The organism is Gemella parahaemolysans (assembly GCF_053758945.1).
On sequence record NZ_JBSMTP010000001.1, the window covers coordinates 363,809 to 383,271 of the forward strand.

Consider the following 19,463-nt stretch of genomic DNA (forward strand, 5'->3'; position numbering starts at 1 on the left):
AACAAATTTTAGCTACGATTATAAAAATACTCTTCTTAAAATCTTTTAGTAATCAGCTATTAGTGGTATAATTAAGTTATATACGAAATAGGAGGAATACCATGTCATTTTTTTCAAAATTAGGTGAAAATATTATTTTACCTCAAGACGTACTAATTCAATCGAAAGAAACAGCAGCTGTTCCAGGAGCAATAAATGCTACTATCGGTATTGCTACAGCAAATAAAAAAGCGATGGCATTGCCGTCAATTAATAAAGTAATTACAGAAATTAGCAATTCAGAATATTTACCATATTCTCCAACACCAGGATTACCAAAAATGAGAGAATTATGGAAAGAAAAAATCTTAAAAAATAACCCAAGAATTAATGATGAATACTTATCTTTACCAATGGTAACTACAGGTATTACACAAGGTATTGATATAGCAGCAAACTTATTTAGTGAAGCAGGCGATGCTCTACTTTTACCAAATTTGTTTTGGCAAAACTATGCACAAATATACACTATTAAATTAGGAAATAACATCTATAAATACAATCAGTTTGATAAAAATAATAATTTTAGTATCGAAAACTTTAAAACAGCACTTTATGACATTAAAGAAGATAAAATTTCTTTAATATTAAACTTCCCAAATAACCCAACAGGGTATACACCATCAGATGATGAATTAACTCAATTAGTTGAAGTAATTGATGTTTTCGCTAAAGAGCACCCAAATAAACAACTTATCATCGTTTCTGATGATGCATACTTCGGGCTATTTTTCGAGGATAATCACAAAACTCCTACTCTTAGTGCAACATACAAACTTGCAGATAATCCAAACTGCCTAATAGTTAAATTAGATGGAATCACTAAAGAGTTCTACAGTTGGGGATTACGCGTAGGTTTCATCACGTATTACACAAAAGATGACTCTTTACGCCAAAAACTTCTAGAAAAAACTCAAGGATTTTTAAGAAGTACTACATCTTCTCCTTCAAACTTATCTCAACAAATCGCAATTAGATTACTAGATAATAAAGAAGCCCTTAAAGAAAAAGAAGAAAATGATTGTATTATCCAAGATAGATATAACGAACTTAAATCCGCTATCGCCAAAGAAAAAATAGATAATTTAGTTACAATTTTACCATTCAACTCTGGTTATTTCTTCACTATTAAACTACCAAATACAATTAACGCCCATGAGTTTAGACTAAAATTCCTAAACGAATACAAATATGGCGTGTATTCTATGGATGATGAACATATAAGAATAGCTTTCTCATGCTTAGATAAAGAGTTAATTCCTGAATTAATAACTAAGTTTAAAGAATGTATACAACAATTTTAAAAATAAAGAACAAGGTGAATCTATATTCGATTCACCTTGTTCTTATTTATTTTACAGATTTTTTTAATAATTCGACCATATGTTTATTGGCATTTAACTCTATATCATTATTTAATTCAATAAAGTCATAAGTTCCATATTTGTTATCTAATGCAGCTTTGATTAGATAATCTGTCACATTAGGATTCTTAGGTAAAATTGGACCATGAAGATAAGTTCCAATTAAATTATTGTAAAGAATCCCTTCTTTTTTATCCTCATCATTATTCCCATATCCAACTACTACATTACCTAAAGTTTCATAATTGTGATATGTTCTCCCACCATGATTCTCAAATCCTACAATATTACCAAATTTTTCAGATTCAACAAGTATATTACCTATAAGACGCGGTGCATCTTTTTTTGATTCTGTGTAAAAATCTAATATATTTAATCCAGGGAGTTTATCACCATCTACAGTCTTATAATACTCACCAAGAAATTGATAACCTCCACAAATAGTTAGAGCTGGAATTCCATCTTCAATAGCAGATTTAAACTCATTCTTAATCTTACTAAATTGCTCTGTCGCTATACACTGCTCTCTATCAGATCCTCCACCGATAAAGAACATGTCACAGTCTGTTAATTTCACCCCATCTGTTGAAGTGATATTTTCAATCTCAAGGTTAATTCCACGCCATTCACAACGTTTCTTTAATGCTATAACATTACCTATATCTCCATATAAATTTAATTTATCTGGCATAAAATGATATAATTTTAAATCCATAGAATTATTTCTCCAATTCTCTTTGAGTTTCCACTAATGCTGTATAGTTTGGGATAGCAATTGCATACTTTTCATTATAGCTTTTCAATTTAGCTACCGCTCCTGGTATATCCTCATTGACTACAACATTAGCATTAACTCCACAATATTTTAATCTTAATGCTAATTCTTTTGCTCTTTTTCCAGAACATACAATATTGTTAATATTTTGACCTAATAATATATCAAAGTCTGTATCCCATATCCATGATATATCAATTCCATCAGCACCATTATCATTAAGTACTAATAAGTAATTTATTTCTTCCTTAATCGAATTAGCAATAGCTAATGATGCATTCAATCCAGCTGGATTTTTCGCAAGATTTAATAACACTGTAGATCCATTTGCAAAACTTATACTTTGCATACGTCCATTAGTGGGGGTATATGTTCCTAGTCCTTTTGCAATTTTATCTTCAGATAATCCTAACTCTTTTAATAAAGAATATGCAGCTAATAAATTATAAATATTATAATCTCCGGCTAGTTTTGTTTTTATTACATGTCCATTATTAATAACCATATTAATGAACGGTTCAACCGTAGCCTTTGTTACTTCATATTTTACGTTTTGATGTTCAAAATCACATTTAGAACAATGGTAAAACCCAAGTTGACTATAATGAACATGATCATAAATCAACTCCATACCACAATTCGGACAAAATTTAGACTCAGAAATCCCAAAATCAGAAAACTGATATGCATCTTTTGCAATTCCAAAGTATATATTATCTTCACCATACTTAGAAAGTCTTGTAACAAATGGATCATCACTATTTAAAATTAGTTGAATATTTTTACCTTCAAGTTGTTCTCCAATCGTAGCAATTAGAGTATCAATTTCTCCAAATCTATCAATTTGATCTCTAAAAAAGTTATTGATAACAAATTTAGTTGGTGTTATATATTTCATAACTCGCTTAATAGAGCCTTCATCAATTTCAATAATAGCTAATTTAGTATTATTTCTCCCTTGAATAGCAAAAGTTGAGATAATACCATCCAACATATTTGCCCCTTCAAAATTATTAATAAAATTTTCACCAGCAACTCTTAAAGTATGACCGATAAGATTTGATGTTGTTGTTTTTCCATTAGTCCCTGTTACAAAAACAATTTCATCAAAATCACTAGCTAATTTAGTAAGAATATTATCATTTACTTTTCTTAATACCTTACCTGGTAAATCTGTTCCCTTTTTTCCTGCTAATTTACTTGCAGTTCTAGTTAATTTTGCTAAATTTCTATAAAATGCTAGCATATATTCTCCTTTTATAGACTATTTTGTGATGTATCAAATTTATATCCTATTCCCCATACAGTTACAATCATTTGAGAAACCTTTGGGGAAATCTTATCGAATTTTTTTCTAACACGTTTAATATGTGTATCCACTGTCCTTAGATCCGAATAAAAATCATAATCCCATACAGCTCGAAGTATTTCGTTACGCTTAAATGCTTTATCAGGTGACTTAGCTAAAAATAGTAATAAATCAAATTCTTTCGGCGTTAACAATACTTCACTATCATCAACTATTACTTTATGAGAATTAACATCTATAATTAATCCTGGAAAAACAAGTACATCTTTTGCATAAAGTTCCGGAGTATAGAATACACTACGTTTTGTACGTTGGAGAATTGCCTTAATTCTTAACATCAATTCTCTTGGGCTAAACGGTTTAATTACATAATCATCCGCTCCTAATTCAAACCCTTCAACCCTACTTTGCTCATCCGCTTGAGCAGACATAATTATCACCGGAGTCGCCTTTGTTTTTCTTAATTCCGATAAAATTGATTTTCCATTCAACATTGGTAATTGAACATCAAGAAGAACACATGAATAGTCCATATATTTTAATCTTTCAAGACCGTCGTGACCATTACTAGCTTCATCGACAATATATCCTTCTTTTTCAAGATACATAATTAATAACTTTCTAATTCTTTCCTCGTCATCTATTATTAATATTCTCTCTGCCACTATACATCACTTCCTAATTTTTTTACTTTTCACCGTTCTTAGCCTTATTTATAAGCCTTTTTACTTCATGAATTGTAAGAGTTCTATATTCACCTTTTTTCAATCCTTCTAAAGTTAAATCTTCAATAGATTCACGCTTTAATTTAATTACTTCATAACCTAGCGCTTCAAACATTCTTCTTACTTGACGATTTTTTCCTTCATGTATTGTTAATCTAACTAAAGTATTTCCACTTTTGTTTTTGTTTTTCACAATATTAACATCAGCTTTAGCTGTTTTATAATTATCAATTCTCACCCCATTACGAAGTATTCTTAGGTGATGATCTTCTAATTTCCCATTAATTTTTGCAATATACGTCTTTTTAATCTTATGTTTAGGATGCGTAATCAAATTGATAAATTCACCATCATTTGACATAATAAGCGCACCAGATGTGTCATAGTCTAATCTTCCCACCGGTACTACACGTTCATTAACATTTTCAAAGAAGTCTTTTACACATGTTCGATCTTTTTCATCAGACATTGATGTAATAACTTTTTCTGGTTTGTAGAATAAGTAATATCTCTTATTCTCTTTTAATAAACGTACACCTTCTACGATAATAATATCACTAGGTTCAGCTTTAACCCCTAGTTCTTTTACAACTTCACCATTCACACTTACTTTTCCATCTAAAATCAGTTGCTCAGCCTTTCTTCTTGATGTATATCCTGATGCAGCTATTAATTTTTGCAGTCTTTCCGCCATCTCGTCCTCCTAATTTTGTAAAAATTTATTTATCTCTTCATTACTGATAATTTCTGATTTAGGTAATTGATCAATGCTTTCCAAACCAAAAACATCCAAAAATAAATCCGTTGTTTCATACAGTTTTGGTTTCCCAATAGTATCTAAAGTCTTATTAGAAACTATAAGCTCCTTACTAACAAGAGAGTGTAATATAGAATCACTACTTACACCCCTTATTTTGTCTATTTGAACTTTTGTTATCGGTTGATTATACGCGATAATTGCTAAAGTTTCTAAAGAAGCTTTAGATAATTTAACAAGGTTTTTAGAAATAACTGCACTTTTGATAACTTCTGCCATTTCATCTCTTAATAGCATTTTATAAGTTGTTCCAAACTTTTTAATAATTAATGAATTATTAATTTTATTATACTCCTCACAAAACACATTTAGCATGTTTTCAGCCTCATGATGCTCTACTTCCATAAAAGTAGAAAAATATTCAATATTTAGCCCTTCTTCTCCTTTCATAAAAAGCAAAGCCTCAATTGTTTTTTTTACTTCATCTAATAGCATATTAATTTTCCTTCGTTTTATATTCTAAAATGATATCACTATCTTTGTCAACACATAGCAATTCTTGATCTTTAATCATCGCTAATATTCCCATAAATACTAAGACAACTTCATTCTTTAAAGAGTATGATTTAATCAAATCCGAAAACGTCAGATTATTCTTTTTCCTAAACTTATTAACCAGTTCTTCTTTCACTTGTTCAAATGAAACTTCTCTTCGATAACTCACCAAAGAAACATCATTATCCGTATTCTCAAAATTATTAAGAATATTTTCCATTGCTTTTAATAATCTTGAAGATGGCATCCTTAATGACTTAACGCTTCCCTCTACTTCGAAAGTGATACTCTCTTTATCTAAAAACTGAGCTCTTAATTTCTGAAGATTATCAAGCTTTTCACTTAATTCTTTATAATTCTTATAATCAAGAAGTTGCTGAACCAAGTCCTCTTCATCTTCTACACATTCATCTTCAAACTTAGGAAGCAAATTTTTACTTTTTATATGTAATAGTGTTGCCGCCATTACAATATATTCCTCTGCATTTTCCAAAGAAAATTCTTCACTATTGTTTATATATTCCAAATAACTTTCTGTCAAGCTAGCTATAGGTATATTATAAATATCTATCTCCATCTTTTCTATTAAATGCAAAAGCAAATCAAGTGGACCTTGAAAAACCTCTAAGTTAACATTATACATTTATTCTATCCTTTAATTAATCGTTTTTCTTGGATGATTCATCATCATTCTTTTCGATTTATTCCCTTCAAGACTAGAAAAATATAATTTTAAACTATGAATATTTTTTAGTCCTAATAATTCTTGAACTTCCTCAGCAGGTACCTTATCTTCAAGTAAATGAATAGCTAATGAATTTCTAAAATTCATAGTATTTAATTCTTTTATTAATCCTAAATCTTGTTGTCTTTTTTTAAATATTTTCCAAAAACCTTGTCGACTAATACCCTCTCCATCGTGATTTAAAAATAGTTTACTGTCATCCTTAATGTTTGGATATTCTTTTTTTAATTCAACTATATAATTTTCAATAGCATCGACTGATTCTTTATTTAAAGCAATTGTTCTATAGCCATCTTTTTTTCTATATTTTAAATACCCTATTGTAGTATTAACATCTTTAAGTTCTAAATTTATACATTCAGTTGGCTTAATTCCTATAGAATATGATAACTCAAAAATTGCCTTATCTCTATACCCCATTAGATTCTTAGTTTTTACATCAAGTATTTTGGCAATTTCTTGTCTCGTAAAAACAACTAAATCTTGATGTTCTTGCTTGTCAATATGAACATCTATATTTACTCTATTGGGAATAATTTTTTTATACCATAGATATTCAACAAAAATATGCACAGTTGATATAGTTCTTGAAAGTGTCGCTGATGAATAATTCTTTTCTTTAAGATAATCAATATACCTAATAATAAATTGTTCATTAAGCCAAGAATAATCATCAGTATCATATCCTTTTTCTGCTAAATATAAAAAGATTTTTTTTAAATCCCTATCATACGAATTAATAGTATTCGCAGAAAACTCTTTCCTATTTAACAAATATTCATTGAAATCGTTTAATACTTTCTCACTCATGAAAATACCCCCTTAGTATTAAAACTACCCTAATTTTTATTTCTATATTGATTATAACATCTATAAAACTTTATGTAAATGCAATTATAACAATTTTTAAGTAAATATAAAAAAATTTCAAGGCATAATTTACTTTCTCTAAACTTGCCTTGAAATTTAATTATTTTATATTTTTTTTCTTCCAAATTTATTATGTATAACCATTACAAAAAACAAATTAATACATATTATAATTAAAGGAATAAAAATTGCTTTATGTAAGAAAAACTTAGACATTGCTGCACCTAAAATTACACCAGATAAGAATACAGAAATAACAGTTACATAAATTAATAACGGAACCTTACTTTCTTTCTTCTTTAAAACTATGTATTTGTATAAATGTTCACTCATAGATCTAAGATTTCCCGTACAAAACACACTTGCAAAAACCAAATTATTTACTTTTCTAAATCCATCAAACTGAATTGCACAAATAAATGAGATGACAATAGGTCTGATATCTAAGCCGAAAAACTTATATTTTATCAAAATAACTAGTAAAGCAAACATCTGGATTAGTAACAACATATAAATATGTTTAAATATTGATAGCTCCTTATATTTCGACTCAATAAACTTACTTACTAATACCCCCATAACAAAAGATAAAATAGGAATTAAGTAGTGTATCACCTCTCGATAATTCCCCTCTATTAAATCAATACCAACAAAAATCAAATTACCAGTTTGTGCATTTGCAAATATTCCCTCACAATTAACAAAAGTATACGCATCAAAAAAACCACCTACTACTGTTAATAATAAACAAAAAATAAGCTGCTCATGCACCGGAAGATTCTTATTTATTAAGGTCTCTCGGAAATTCATATAAATTTAATCAACTCCTTCATTTTTTCTAATTAGTCAAAAATAGTATCCCAATTTACAGGATTTTTATAACACTCAAAACACATATCTAACTGTTTTTTCGTAGTTCTTGTAATAGATAATTCTGGTAATTCATCAAGAGAAAAGAATTCTGCCCCTAAAGTCTCAGTATTCTCATTAAAAGTATGAGTAATATATTCACATAATACAAAGATTTTAACCATTCCATATGGAAAGTTGACATGATGATGTCTATTATAATCTAGTACAGCAACTACCTTTATTGGATTTACTACGGCACCTGCCTCTTCACTAGATTCTTTTATTACATTTTCTCTAATACTCATATTCACATCTTGATACCCACCTGGTAATGCCCATTTCCCATCAAATTGCTCTTTCACTAACAATATTTTATTATCTTTAATAACCGCTGCCCTAGTCTCTACCTTAGGTGTTTGATATCCAATTTCTCCAGCAAAATCCATTTTAATCTTGTCCATAGGTAAATCATATTTAAAAGATAACATTTCACAAGCTATCTCTCTAATTCTTTCCGATCTTTCCCTGTCGAATTTATCTTTACTATACGCTAGACTACATTGAGCTAAAAACTGCAGTTCTTGTGCCCATTGTTTCCAAACATCATTTTTTATTACATTAGTAATATCCTCTATATTTTTTATAAAAATCGCATCTTTTACATCTAAAAAATCATAGTCATTTGTTAATAAATACACATTTATTAACTTTTTACTGAGTCTATTTTTATTATTTGTTAAGTATAATGAATTCCTATCAACAATATCTACATCATCAATAAAATCAAAAGGCACACTACCATCAATCAATATTTTTTTAAAATCATCTGTTATTAATTTTTTCATATTTTTATCAATATATAATTTTTTGTACATAGACATTCTCCTTACTATTCTTTATATTATAACACATTTTACATTTTAATCTAGAATTTCTTGAAAATAAATAAAAGATATTTTCATAGTTTACCATTTTTTTCATTTTTTATTTTTAACTATATTAATTCTACACCTATTTAACCTTATTTAAAAGCAATATATTTAATAGACAAATTATTAATAAATATCTTGCTAGATTATAAGAATAGTTGTATAATAATTATTATAGATAAAATTTAAGGAGTGGTAACAATGAAATATATTATTTCACTATTTTGGTCATTTATATTTGCAGCTGTTATAGTATTTATCGTATCATCTATTTTAGGAAGCAATGGTGAAATTAATACAATTCGTGACTGCGCAATTTTAGCTGTATTATTTACAATTTTTGCTGCTTTATTTGACGTAGTAGGTATCGATAAAAAACGAGAAGAAAAGTAAATTTTAGCAATTAATATATAGAAATCTTATAAAGTAGGTATCGAGGCGTTTATTTCCTCCTTCCTACTTTTTATTTAAAATACAGGAGAATTTATATGAACAACGTACTAGCAACTATGTGTTATGTTGACGATGGTCAAAACTTTCTAATGCTAAAGAGAACAAAAAAAGAAAATGATATACATGAAGGATTAACTATTAGTGTCGGAGGAAAGTTTGAACCAGGGGAAAGCCCTGAAGACTGCGTGATTAGGGAAGTTAAAGAAGAAACAAACCTTGATATTATAAACCCTAAATTAAGAGGTATAATTACCTTCCCTAATTTTGATGGTGAAAAAGACTGGTACACATACGTATACACAGTAACCAACTACGAAGGCACTCTAACCGAAGATTGTAATGAAGGAGACTTAATTTGGGTTAGAAAGTCAGAAATACAAAATATAAAAACATGGGAAGGAGATTATATCTTTCTCGATTGGCTAGTGAAAGAAAAACCATTCTTTTCAGCAAAATTTAATTATAAAGACAATAAATTTGTAAATTATGAAGTAACATTCTACGAATAAACATAGGGAGCATATTATGAATATAGAAATTAATAAAGAATTTAAAGAAAATTATTTAGTACAAGAAAATAATACTGCAAAAAATATGGGTAGTGGTGACTTAGATGTACTTGCAACACCTAGTCTTGTTGCTTTTATGGAAAATGCAGCTAAAAACTACCTAAACATCTTCCTTACAGATGAACTAGGCAGTGTCGGTAGTAACATCAACATTAACCACCTAGCTCCTACTCTGATTGGTAAAGAAATAACAGTTCAAGGTAAGATAACTGAAATTATCAAAGAGAAAATAATTATTTTTTCTTTAGAAGCGTACGAAGAAGATAAAAAAATCGGAGATGCTATTCATACAAGAGTTATCATCAATAACGAAAAATTTTTAAGTAAATTAAAATAAAATATATAAAATTTAAAACTAAATCAACAAAAAAGAAAGACCGTATACAAACGCTCTTTCTTTTTTTACAATTTTACTTATTAAAATTCATTAGAAAACATTAATTCTAAGAAATACTCTTTAAGAACTTTAATATAAGTCCCCTTCATTCCTAGTGACTTAGATTCAATAATTCCAGCACTTTCTAATTTTCTTAGTGCATTAACGATTACAGATCTAGTAATTCCTACCCTATCTGCAATTTTACTTGCAATAAGTAATCCTTCAGTTCCATCTAATTCTCTAAAGATATGTTCAATAGCTTCTTTTTCAGAAAATGATAATGAATTCAATGCCATGTTGACCATATCTTTGTCACGTGCTAAGTTTTTCTCTTTATCTTGTTTCTCGTGTAAAATTTCGATTCCTACTACTGTTGACGCATATTCAGCTAATACTAAATCATCATCCTTAAAATCACTATCCATTCTACCGATAACTAATGTTCCTAAACGGTCTCCTCCACCACGAATAGGTAAGATAACCGTATAGCTGTTACTTTCGAAACGTTCTTGTTCTTCTTCAGGAAAGATAGACAATGGATCTTGGAACGGAATATTTACTTTTGTAGCATATACTTTTAATGTTGCGTCTAAATATGCTTTTGGCACTTTTCTATCTTGAATAATTTTTTCCATTCGTTCATTAGAATAATCAATAATCGAATCATATCCAAGTATATTACCTTCAGTATCAAGAATATACACGACTGAATCTAAGATTGGACTTAGGCGCATTGCCATAGCCTCAAAGTCAACATTGTCATGGCGTCCTTCTTGTAAAATTGTACTAATTTTTCTTGTTTTTTGTAATAAACTTGCCATTAATATTCTCCTTACAAAATACTTCCTTGCTTATTATACCATTAAATTTAATAAATTGTAAGACTTTTTAAAAAATTAATTTAATCAATTTTGAAATTTTCTAACAATTCTAAAGATCTTTTAGCATATCTTTCATATTTTTCCTTTTTATCCTTAATTCTTTCTGGAAGTGGTTTAATAATCCCGAAATTCGCATTCATAGGTTGGAAATTTTTACTAGTATTGTCTACAATATAGTTTGCCATAGCACCTATCATAGTCTCAGTTGGGAAAACTATTTCTTTATCTTCTGTATTGTATAAAGCATTTAATGCTGCAACAATACCTGAAGCTGCACTTTCAACATAACCTTCTACTCCTGTCATTTGACCAGCAAAATAGATGTTTTTCTCTTCTTTTAGTCTGTATGTTTTTTCTAACAATTGTGGAGAATTTAAGTATGTATTTCTGTGCATAACACCATAACGTACGATATTGGCATTTTCTAATCCAGGGATCATGTTAATAATTCTCTTTTGTTCTCCCCATTTTAAGTGTGTTTGGAATCCTACGATGTTGTATAAAGTTCCTTCACTATTATCTTGACGTAATTGAACTACTGCATATGGACGTTTATCAGTCTTTGGATCTTCTAAACCTACTGGCTTCATAGGTCCGAATAATAACGTTTTTTCTCCACGTTTAGCCATTTCTTCAAAAGGCATACATCCTTCAAAATAAATTTCTTTCTCGAATTCTTTTAGAGGAGCTGCTTCTGCATTTATTAATTCATTGTAGAAATTAGTGAATTCCTCTTTTGTCATCGGACAGTTTAGGTACGCAGCTTCACCTTTATCGTATCTTGATTTAAGATAAACTTTATTCATATCTATCGAATCTTTTTCAATGATAGGCGCTGCTGCATCATAGAAATATAATCCATCTTGTTTTGTATATTTTCTAATATCTTGACTCAATGCATCTGATGTAAGCGGACCTGTCGCAACTATTACAGGAATATCTCCTTTTGGTATAGTTGGTAACTCCTCACCAATTACATTAATATTTGGATGATTTTTAATAGTTTCAGTAATCATCTCTGAGAATTTATCTCTATCTACAGCTAATGCTCCACCTGCAGGTACTTGTGTCGCATCTGCACATTTAATTATAATAGAATCTAACATTCTCATTTCTTCTTTTAAAAGACCAACAGCATTAGTTATATTATTCGCTCTTAATGAGTTAGAACATACTAATTCTCCGAAATTTTGAGTCTTGTGTGCAGGTGTCATTTTTTTAGGTCTCATCTCATAAAGATCCACCTTAACACCACGTTTTGCTAGTTGCCAAGCAGCTTCACTTCCTGCTAAACCAGCTCCAATTACTATTACTTTTTTTTCCATTAATTATCTCACTTTCTATTTTATAATAATTCAGAAAAATCTTCTTTTTCTTCTTTTTTAACTTCTTTTTCTCTCATATCTTGCGTAACTACTCTACCATTTTTATCAAATAAATATGTTTCCACACTAGCTAGTGTTTCAGCAATAAGATCTGAATAGTCATCTCGCGCCTCATAAGCTTTGATTTTTTCTAATCTCGGCTTAGTTTTTGGTGCTTTTGGTGTGAAGATTGTACAACAATCTTCAAATGGCAAATTAGAAATTTCTAGAGTATCAATTTCTTGTGCAATTTTAATTATATCAACTTTATCCATAGTTAATAATGGGCGTAATACTGGTAAATTAGTTACCTCATTGATACAATTCATTGACTCAAGCGTTTGCGATGCCACTTGACCAAGTGATTCTCCTGTAGCAATAGCTAAACATCCTTCTTTCTTCGCTACTTCTTCAGCGATACGCAACATAAATCTTCTAGTTGAAGTCATTGTATAATTTGAAGGTACACGTTTTACAATTTCTGTTTGTAACTTAGTAAAGTTTACAACATGAAGTTTAATTTTACCTACAACTTGACTAAGTTTAATCGTTAAATCGAAAATCTTTTGTAAAGCTTCTGCTGAAGTGAATGGTGGTGATTGGAAGTGAATCATTTCAACTTCTACCCCTTTCACCTGTAGTGTATGAGCAGCTACTGGTGAATCAATTCCTCCAGATAATAATAACAATGCTTTAGAAGATGTATTTACCGGGAATCCACCTACCCCTTTAATAAAGTCGGTAAAGATAAAGATTCCTTCACTTCGCACTTCAACATTAATTACAAAATCCGGTTGTTTAACATTTACTTTTAAATTCTTATAATTAATTAGAACATGACTTCCAAATACATTGTTTAATTCGTTTGTATTATGTGGGAAGTTTTTATTTGGTCGTTTTGTTTGGATTTTAAATTTATATTCTTTATCTAACTTAGTTTCTAGAAGTCTATCAATAACTTTTTTAGCTTCTTCAACATCTAATCCCGCTCTTAATACCGGAGAAAAGTTGTGAATCCCTGGAACTTTCTTTAATCTTTCCATAATCTCCTGTACATCTTCATTATGGTCTAGATGTATATACATTCTATCTCTTTTTGTTTGAACATGAAAACCTGTTAATCCTTGAAGATTATAACGTATATTTTTGGTTAATTTTTTTAAGAACTCATTTCTGTTACCAGACTTCAGAGTAAGTTCTCCATATCTCACTATAATATGACTAAATTCCACTTTCAATTACCTCTTTAAATTTTTTATTATATTCATCAATAAACACTTCGATAAATGTTTCTACTTCCTTTTTAGTAGTTTCATTTGAAAAACTCACTCGAATACTTCCCTCAATATTCTCTCTTGATAATCCTCTTGCGAATAGAGCCTCATTAAGATGGAAAGTTTTAGATGAACACGCACTTGTTGTTGAGACCATTATTCCCCTTTCATTAAGGGCATTAACAATCGCTTCTCCTTTGATTTTAGGTAAACTTATATTTATAATTGAATCAGTATACTTTTCATTTAATGGAGAATTGATTACAATATGATTGTATCCTGAAAATCCATCAACAATCATAGTCTTAAATTCTTTATGCTTTACTTTTACAGCATCCACTTTTTCTTGTGATAATCTTAGAGCTTTCGCAAGACTCGCTGCAGCAGCAACATTAACCGTTCCACTACGCAATCCATCTTCCTGACCACCACCAAAAGTAATATTGTGAACTGTTCTTCTAGATTTTAAATATAGAACACCAACACCTTTTATACCATGAAACTTATGCGCAGAAATAGCATAACTATCAACTTTCGATAAATCTATTTTATCTTTTAATACCCCCTGTACCCCATCGACATGGAAATGTACCTTAGGATAATCTTTTAATATTTCTGAAATTTCTTCAATCGGTTGAATTGCTCCAAAAACATTATTAACCTGCATTACACTTAATAAAATTGTCTCTTTTGTTAGCAAAGTTTTTAAATGATTTAAGTCGATTACTCCATCTTCATCAACATTTAAATAGTCTAGTATAAATCCTCTTCTTTCCAGTTCTCTAAAAGATTCTAAAACAGATGGGTGTTCAATTTTTGAAACAATAATTCTATTCCCAAAATCCTTCTTATGCTCAACACTTCCAAGTAAAGCTATATTATTACTTTCAGTGGCACAAGAAGTAAAAAATATACTATCTTCAGCTACTTGTAAGATAGATGCTACTTGTCCTCTGGCAGCTGAAAGAAGTTTGTTAGTTGTTTTTCCGAATTTATTAATACTAGCAGCGTTACCAAAATAAGAATTGTTAACTTCAACAAATGTATCCAGTACTTCTTTATACGGTTTAGTTGTAGCACAATTATCTAAATATATCATACTATCTACCTTTCTTTTTTTATTTTTCAATATATCTAATTCTAAAATAATTACATTTTAAACCACCTTAAAGTATATAACAAAATAGATATTTTATCAATTAAAGTGGCTATTGTAAATAAACAAATTCCATCATTGATACTATCTAAAAATCTATACACCTATGCTATAACTCAGAAAATAATTAAAAAAGAACAATTAGTAACTGCCTTATATTAGATAGCTACTAACCGCTCATTAATTTTTAAAAATTTTATTCTTTATACTCATTACCTACTACATCTTTAAGAATTTGATCCCATTTTGGTAAATTACGATCAATCCTTATTGCACGGTCACTATCAGTTCCAAGAATATTATGAGAACTTGTTGCAAAAATTACAACTTCTCCATCAACATAGAATTCATATGAAAATATTGTTTTAATACCACTATGTTTATCAATCCATGTTTTAATAAAGATATCTTGGCTATTAAATCTTATATTAGATCTAATTGAATACTTAACATCAATATCAGCATAATATAGATTGTAGTTTATTAATGAATCAATATCAATCCCTAATCCATTTAAATAATATTTTTTAGCCAAGTTCATCCAATCATAAACATACTTATTATCTAAGAATCCTGCCTGATTGAAGAATTTTTTTTCTAATTTGAATTTTATTGTTTTCTCGTACACTTTACTTCTCCTTCGCAATCAATTCAGAAATTTTCTCCATTAAAATTGCAGTAATTTCATCGTGACTCTTACCTTCTTCTTTTAATTCCGCTGCATCAATTTCATCGCCAATTACAATCTTAATACTAGAAAAAATTCTGAAATTTTTATTAGGTATAATTGCAAATGGAATAATTTTAGTTTTTGCTCGTGTCGCAATAAATGATGCACCATTATGAGATTCACCTAAATTTAAATCTTTAGAGTGTGAACGAGTCCCTTCAGGGAAAATCCCCACGACTTCACCTTCTCTAAGCAATTTAATACTATTATTAATTGCTACTCTATCAAACGTTCCTCGCTTAATCGGAATTGCTCCTGTAGCTTCTAAAGCCTGCTTCACAAAAATTATTTTAAATAATTCTTCTTTTGCTATAAAACGAATTTTCTTATCGAAAAATGCAGGAAATAATAACGGATCATGATTACTCAGATGATTACCTGAAATTACAACCCCTTTAGCATTCTCAATTTTTTCCTTATTTACAATAGTAACCTTGTAAAAAGTTTTGTAATATAGTGCCAATAACTTTCTAATAAAATTATACATAGTACTCTCCTAGTATTTTTCTATACTTTTAACTAATTCAGTCATTTTTCCAACAACTTCATCAATAGTCATGCTCGTCGTATCTAATAATGTTGCAGAATCTACCTTAACAAGTGGCGCGATATCTCTATTCTCATCTTGCCAATCGCGTGCTTTAATATCTTCTTTTACTTTTTCAAAGTCTACATTTGCAATACCTTGACGTTCGAAATCTAATACTCTTCTTCTAGCTCTTTCTTCAACTGACGCAGTTAAGAAAATTTTAACATCAGCGTTAGGAAGTACTACAGACGCAATATCTCTACCGTCCATAATAATATTATTAGTATTAGCTAGATTTCTTTGAGTATCAATTAAGAAATCTCTTATGGCTGGAGATTTAGCGAATAACGAAGTGTATTTTGATACTTCTGCAGTTCGAATTTTATCACTCACTTCCACATCATTAACATAAACGTATTGGATTCCGTCAACATACTCAACTCTGAATTCAGTTTTACTTAATAATTCTTTAATTTTTTCTTCTTCTAATTCATCTAATCCATTAGATAAGAAATTATACGTTAAAGCTCTATACATTGCACCAGTATCAACATAGTTAAATCCTAATGATTTTGCTACCATTTTTGTTATTGTACTTTTTCCTGATCCTGCTGGCCCATCTACGGCCACTGATACATATTTCATCATTTACCTCTCAGACAAATTTTTTCAATATATATTATAGCATAGAGTTGTTTTAAACACTAGATTAAAGTGAAAAAAGTTAATTTATCAGCTATAATTATTAAATAAAATTAATTAAAAAATATATTACACTACAAATAATTTTACATTGGGAGTGACTCAAAAATCGTGATTTCGGAGAAACAAGATTTTGTAGAGTCACCCCCGCACAGTTTATTAGATATCTAAAAAGCTTTTATAAAGCGAATTTAGATATCAATAAACCACTGCGTCTATGAGTTATCATATACACTTTGTTTAAGTTTAGGTCTATTGGATCAGCACCTTATTTCAATTTCAACCCAGCTAAAGCTGACAATGCATTATTTTCTAATTTTTCCTGCTTCATGTATTTTTTCATATCTACACGACTCGCCTTGTCTTTTTTACTAGATTTAATTCGTTTATCAACTTCTTTTTGTTTTAATGAATTACCACATTGACAACGATAAGTAGCATTTTCACCATTACCGAATAATGTCATTTTTTTATGGCAATTATCACAGCGCAGATTTGTTAATCTACTAATGACCTTACGATTACGACAAGTCGGACTAGAACATTTCAGCATCTTAGTACCTTTTTTATCTACTTCAAGCATAAAACTACCGCACTCTTCACATTTCTTACCACTTATGTTATCGTGTTTAAATCTATCTTCACTATCTTTAATTTCTGCAATACATGATTTCGTATAGTCTTTAACATCATTTAAAAACTTATCTTTTGAAAGTTTGTTCTTAGCAATATTATCTAATTGTTTCTCCCAGACTGCAGTCAGAGATGGACTCTTAAGATTTTTAGGTACTAAGTTTAGAAGTTGCTTCGCCTTATTAGTAGTTTTAATTCGACCATTATCTAGAACTAAATAATCATTCGTAAATAATTTTTCTAATATATCTGCTCGTGTAGCTACAGTACCAATACCATTAGTCTCTTTAAGAATTTTTCTCTCATTCTCATCATCAACAAACTCAAATGGATTCTCCATAGCATAAATTAGAGTACCTTCTGTATAATAACTAGGTGGGGTAGTTTGCTTTTTATTATAAACTAATGATTCCAATTTATGACTACCATTTTGAAGATTAATAGTTTTATTTTGCAATTCTTCTCTACTTAATTCTTTATACCCCTCTTGAATTACTTTTAATCCTTTGGCAGAAAATACTTTATTTTCAATATTAAACGAATACGTAGTCTCTTCGTATTTATACTCCGGTAATAAATTCTCTAAAAATCTCTTAGCTACCAAATTATATATTTTAGTCTCCATATCTGACATCGACATATAGTTAGGTCTTTGCTCAGTTGGGATAATAGCATGGTGATCGCTTACCTTTGCATTGTTAATAATCTTCTTAGTATTATAGTCTTTTACTTTAAGTAATTTTGCGGTAGTTTCTTTAAAATCTCCTCCAATTGCTTGAATACGATCTTTTAAAGTGTTTTTCATATCACTAGTTAAATATCTACTATCCGTTCTTGGGTAAGTCAATACCTTATGTCTTTCATATAGACTTTGAACAATGTTTAATGTTTGTTTCGGTGACATACCAAATAACGCACTAGCTGTTTGTTGAATATCCGTTAAATTGTATAAAGGTTTTGCTGATGATGTTTTAGATTTTTTCTGAACATCATTAAATTTAATTTCTTTATTAATATTCTTTTTAATGAATTGTTCTGCTTTTTCCAGATTAAATTCACTATTACCACAGCTAAACTTAACACCATCAATTTGTGCTTCAAAAGTATAATAGTCTTTTGGTTTGAATTGTTTAATCTTTTCTTCTCTCTCGAAAACCATCTGCAATGTTGGAGTTTGAACACGACCACAGTTAAGTGATGCATTATATTTTAACGTTAATGCTCTAGATGCATTTATTCCAACTAACCAGTCTGCATTAGCACGAGCTATACCTGAATAATATAATCCTAGGTATTCTTTCCCGTCTTTTAGGTTTCTAAATCCATCTTTAATCGCCTTATCTGTTACAGAAGAAATCCAAAGTCTTTTTACATTTTTATTGCATTTAGCCTTATCGATAATATAACGAGCAACAAGCTCCCCTTCACGACCTGCATCAGTCGCAATGATAACTTCGTTAACATCTTTCCTATTCAAAGCATTTTCTACGACTTTATACTGTTTAAAAGTTTTCTTAATTATTTCTGTTTTCATAAACTTTGGAATCATCGGTAAATTCTCTAAACTTACATTATTAAATTCCTTATATTTATCAGGCGTTTGAAGGGTGATTAAATGACCTAACGCCCAAGTAACTACATACTTATCCCCTTCAAGACAACCATTTTTATTATTTTTCGCTCCAAGATTCCTCGCAATGTCACGAGCAACCGAAGGTTTTTCACAAAGTACTACACTTTTCATCAATAAATTCCTCACATATATATTCTTTACTTCATTAATTATTATAATAGAAATAGTATATAATAACTAGTACTTAATCAAATTTAAGTTTCATTTTATTTTCTTACTTAATTTATTTTATACATAAAC

Annotated in this window: 21 protein-coding genes; 4 read left to right on the forward strand and 17 right to left on the reverse strand. The window is 29.4% G+C overall.

Annotated features, from left to right (window positions below; genetic code table 11):
- Positions 1–101 precede the first annotated feature (101 nt).
- A complete protein-coding gene (locus tag ACWOBP_RS01670) occupies positions 102–1,343 on the forward strand; it encodes an aminotransferase class I/II-fold pyridoxal phosphate-dependent enzyme (protein WP_455337178.1) in 1,242 nt (413 codons plus the stop codon).
- A gap of 46 nt (positions 1,344–1,389) precedes the next feature.
- On the opposite strand, the gene ACWOBP_RS01675 is transcribed toward ACWOBP_RS01670, so the two are convergent.
- The 9 genes from ACWOBP_RS01675 to ACWOBP_RS01715 form a co-directional block, all read right to left on the reverse strand.
- Positions 1,390–2,118 (reverse strand): type 1 glutamine amidotransferase, encoded by a 729-nt coding sequence (locus tag ACWOBP_RS01675; RefSeq protein ID WP_003145098.1) that lies wholly within the window; start codon positions 2,116–2,118, stop codon positions 1,390–1,392.
- Between the two features lie 4 nt (positions 2,119–2,122).
- Entirely contained in the window at positions 2,123–3,424 is a 1,302-nt protein-coding gene (locus ACWOBP_RS01680; RefSeq protein WP_455337179.1) for a MurT ligase domain-containing protein, read from the reverse strand.
- Positions 3,425–3,435: 11 nt separating this feature from the next.
- Positions 3,436–4,152 (reverse strand): response regulator transcription factor, encoded by a 717-nt coding sequence (locus ACWOBP_RS01685; protein ID WP_455337180.1) that lies wholly within the window; start codon positions 4,150–4,152, stop codon positions 3,436–3,438.
- Positions 4,153–4,174: 22 nt separating this feature from the next.
- A complete protein-coding gene (locus tag ACWOBP_RS01690) occupies positions 4,175–4,906 on the reverse strand; it encodes a pseudouridine synthase (RefSeq protein WP_455337181.1) in 732 nt (243 codons plus the stop codon).
- A 9-nt stretch (positions 4,907–4,915) separates the two neighbouring features.
- On the reverse strand, positions 4,916–5,464 hold the full coding sequence (gene scpB, locus ACWOBP_RS01695) for an SMC-Scp complex subunit ScpB (RefSeq protein ID WP_455337182.1): 549 nt from the start codon (positions 5,462–5,464) through the stop codon (positions 4,916–4,918).
- 1 nt (position 5,465) lies between these two features.
- Entirely contained in the window at positions 5,466–6,167 is a 702-nt protein-coding gene (locus ACWOBP_RS01700; protein ID WP_455337183.1) for a segregation and condensation protein A, read from the reverse strand.
- Between the two features lie 12 nt (positions 6,168–6,179).
- On the reverse strand, positions 6,180–7,079 hold the full coding sequence (locus tag ACWOBP_RS01705; protein ID WP_455337184.1) for a tyrosine-type recombinase/integrase: 900 nt from the start codon (positions 7,077–7,079) through the stop codon (positions 6,180–6,182).
- Positions 7,080–7,244: 165 nt separating this feature from the next.
- Positions 7,245–7,949: a YoaK family protein gene (locus tag ACWOBP_RS01710; RefSeq protein WP_455337185.1), complete on the reverse strand. Its 705-nt coding sequence runs from the start codon at positions 7,947–7,949 to the stop codon at positions 7,245–7,247.
- Positions 7,950–7,981: 32 nt separating this feature from the next.
- A complete protein-coding gene (locus tag ACWOBP_RS01715; RefSeq protein WP_455337186.1) occupies positions 7,982–8,866 on the reverse strand; it encodes an NUDIX hydrolase in 885 nt (294 codons plus the stop codon).
- A 255-nt stretch (positions 8,867–9,121) separates the two neighbouring features.
- Here ACWOBP_RS01715 and ACWOBP_RS01720 point away from each other — a divergent pair, with 255 nt between their 5' ends.
- The 3 genes from ACWOBP_RS01720 (at position 9,122) to ACWOBP_RS01730 (ending at position 10,279) form a co-directional block, all read left to right on the forward strand.
- Positions 9,122–9,313, forward strand: coding sequence for a DUF2929 family protein (locus tag ACWOBP_RS01720; RefSeq protein WP_003145179.1), 192 nt, complete (start codon positions 9,122–9,124; stop codon positions 9,311–9,313).
- A 95-nt stretch (positions 9,314–9,408) separates the two neighbouring features.
- The gene (locus tag ACWOBP_RS01725) at positions 9,409–9,882 is read left to right on the forward strand and encodes an NUDIX hydrolase (protein ID WP_455337187.1); all 474 of its coding nucleotides are present in this window, start codon (positions 9,409–9,411) and stop codon (positions 9,880–9,882) included.
- Between the two features lie 16 nt (positions 9,883–9,898).
- Positions 9,899–10,279, forward strand: a complete 381-nt coding sequence (locus ACWOBP_RS01730; RefSeq protein WP_455337188.1) for a thioesterase family protein — start codon at positions 9,899–9,901, stop codon at positions 10,277–10,279.
- Between the two features lie 80 nt (positions 10,280–10,359).
- On the opposite strand, the gene codY is transcribed toward ACWOBP_RS01730, so the two are convergent.
- The 8 genes from codY to ACWOBP_RS01770 all read right to left on the reverse strand — a co-directional run bounded on the left by codY (position 10,360) and on the right by ACWOBP_RS01770 (position 19,334).
- The gene (gene codY / locus ACWOBP_RS01735; RefSeq protein ID WP_455337189.1) at positions 10,360–11,142 is read right to left on the reverse strand and encodes a GTP-sensing pleiotropic transcriptional regulator CodY; all 783 of its coding nucleotides are present in this window, start codon (positions 11,140–11,142) and stop codon (positions 10,360–10,362) included.
- Positions 11,143–11,222: 80 nt separating this feature from the next.
- Positions 11,223–12,527: an FADH(2)-oxidizing methylenetetrahydrofolate--tRNA-(uracil(54)-C(5))-methyltransferase TrmFO gene (gene trmFO / locus ACWOBP_RS01740; protein ID WP_455337190.1), complete on the reverse strand. Its 1,305-nt coding sequence runs from the start codon at positions 12,525–12,527 to the stop codon at positions 11,223–11,225.
- 20 nt (positions 12,528–12,547) lie between these two features.
- Positions 12,548–13,798, reverse strand: coding sequence for a tRNA uracil 4-sulfurtransferase ThiI (thiI, locus tag ACWOBP_RS01745; RefSeq protein ID WP_455337191.1), 1,251 nt, complete (start codon positions 13,796–13,798; stop codon positions 12,548–12,550).
- Entirely contained in the window at positions 13,788–14,939 is a 1,152-nt protein-coding gene (locus ACWOBP_RS01750; RefSeq protein ID WP_455337192.1) for a cysteine desulfurase family protein, read from the reverse strand. Before ACWOBP_RS01750 ends, thiI begins: the two co-directional genes overlap by 11 nt.
- 253 nt (positions 14,940–15,192) lie before the next feature.
- Positions 15,193–15,624 carry a hypothetical protein gene (locus ACWOBP_RS01755; protein ID WP_455337193.1) on the reverse strand — a complete coding sequence of 144 codons (432 nt, stop codon included), beginning with the start codon at positions 15,622–15,624 and terminating at the stop codon, positions 15,193–15,195.
- A gap of 1 nt (position 15,625) precedes the next feature.
- Complete coding sequence (locus ACWOBP_RS01760; RefSeq protein WP_455337194.1) at positions 15,626–16,213, reverse strand: lysophospholipid acyltransferase family protein; 588 nt, start codon at positions 16,211–16,213, stop codon at positions 15,626–15,628.
- 9 nt (positions 16,214–16,222) lie between these two features.
- On the reverse strand, positions 16,223–16,900 hold the full coding sequence (gene cmk / locus ACWOBP_RS01765) for a (d)CMP kinase (RefSeq protein WP_455337195.1): 678 nt from the start codon (positions 16,898–16,900) through the stop codon (positions 16,223–16,225).
- A gap of 325 nt (positions 16,901–17,225) precedes the next feature.
- Positions 17,226–19,334 (reverse strand): DNA topoisomerase III, encoded by a 2,109-nt coding sequence (locus ACWOBP_RS01770; protein ID WP_455337196.1) that lies wholly within the window; start codon positions 19,332–19,334, stop codon positions 17,226–17,228.
- Positions 19,335–19,463 lie beyond the last annotated feature (129 nt).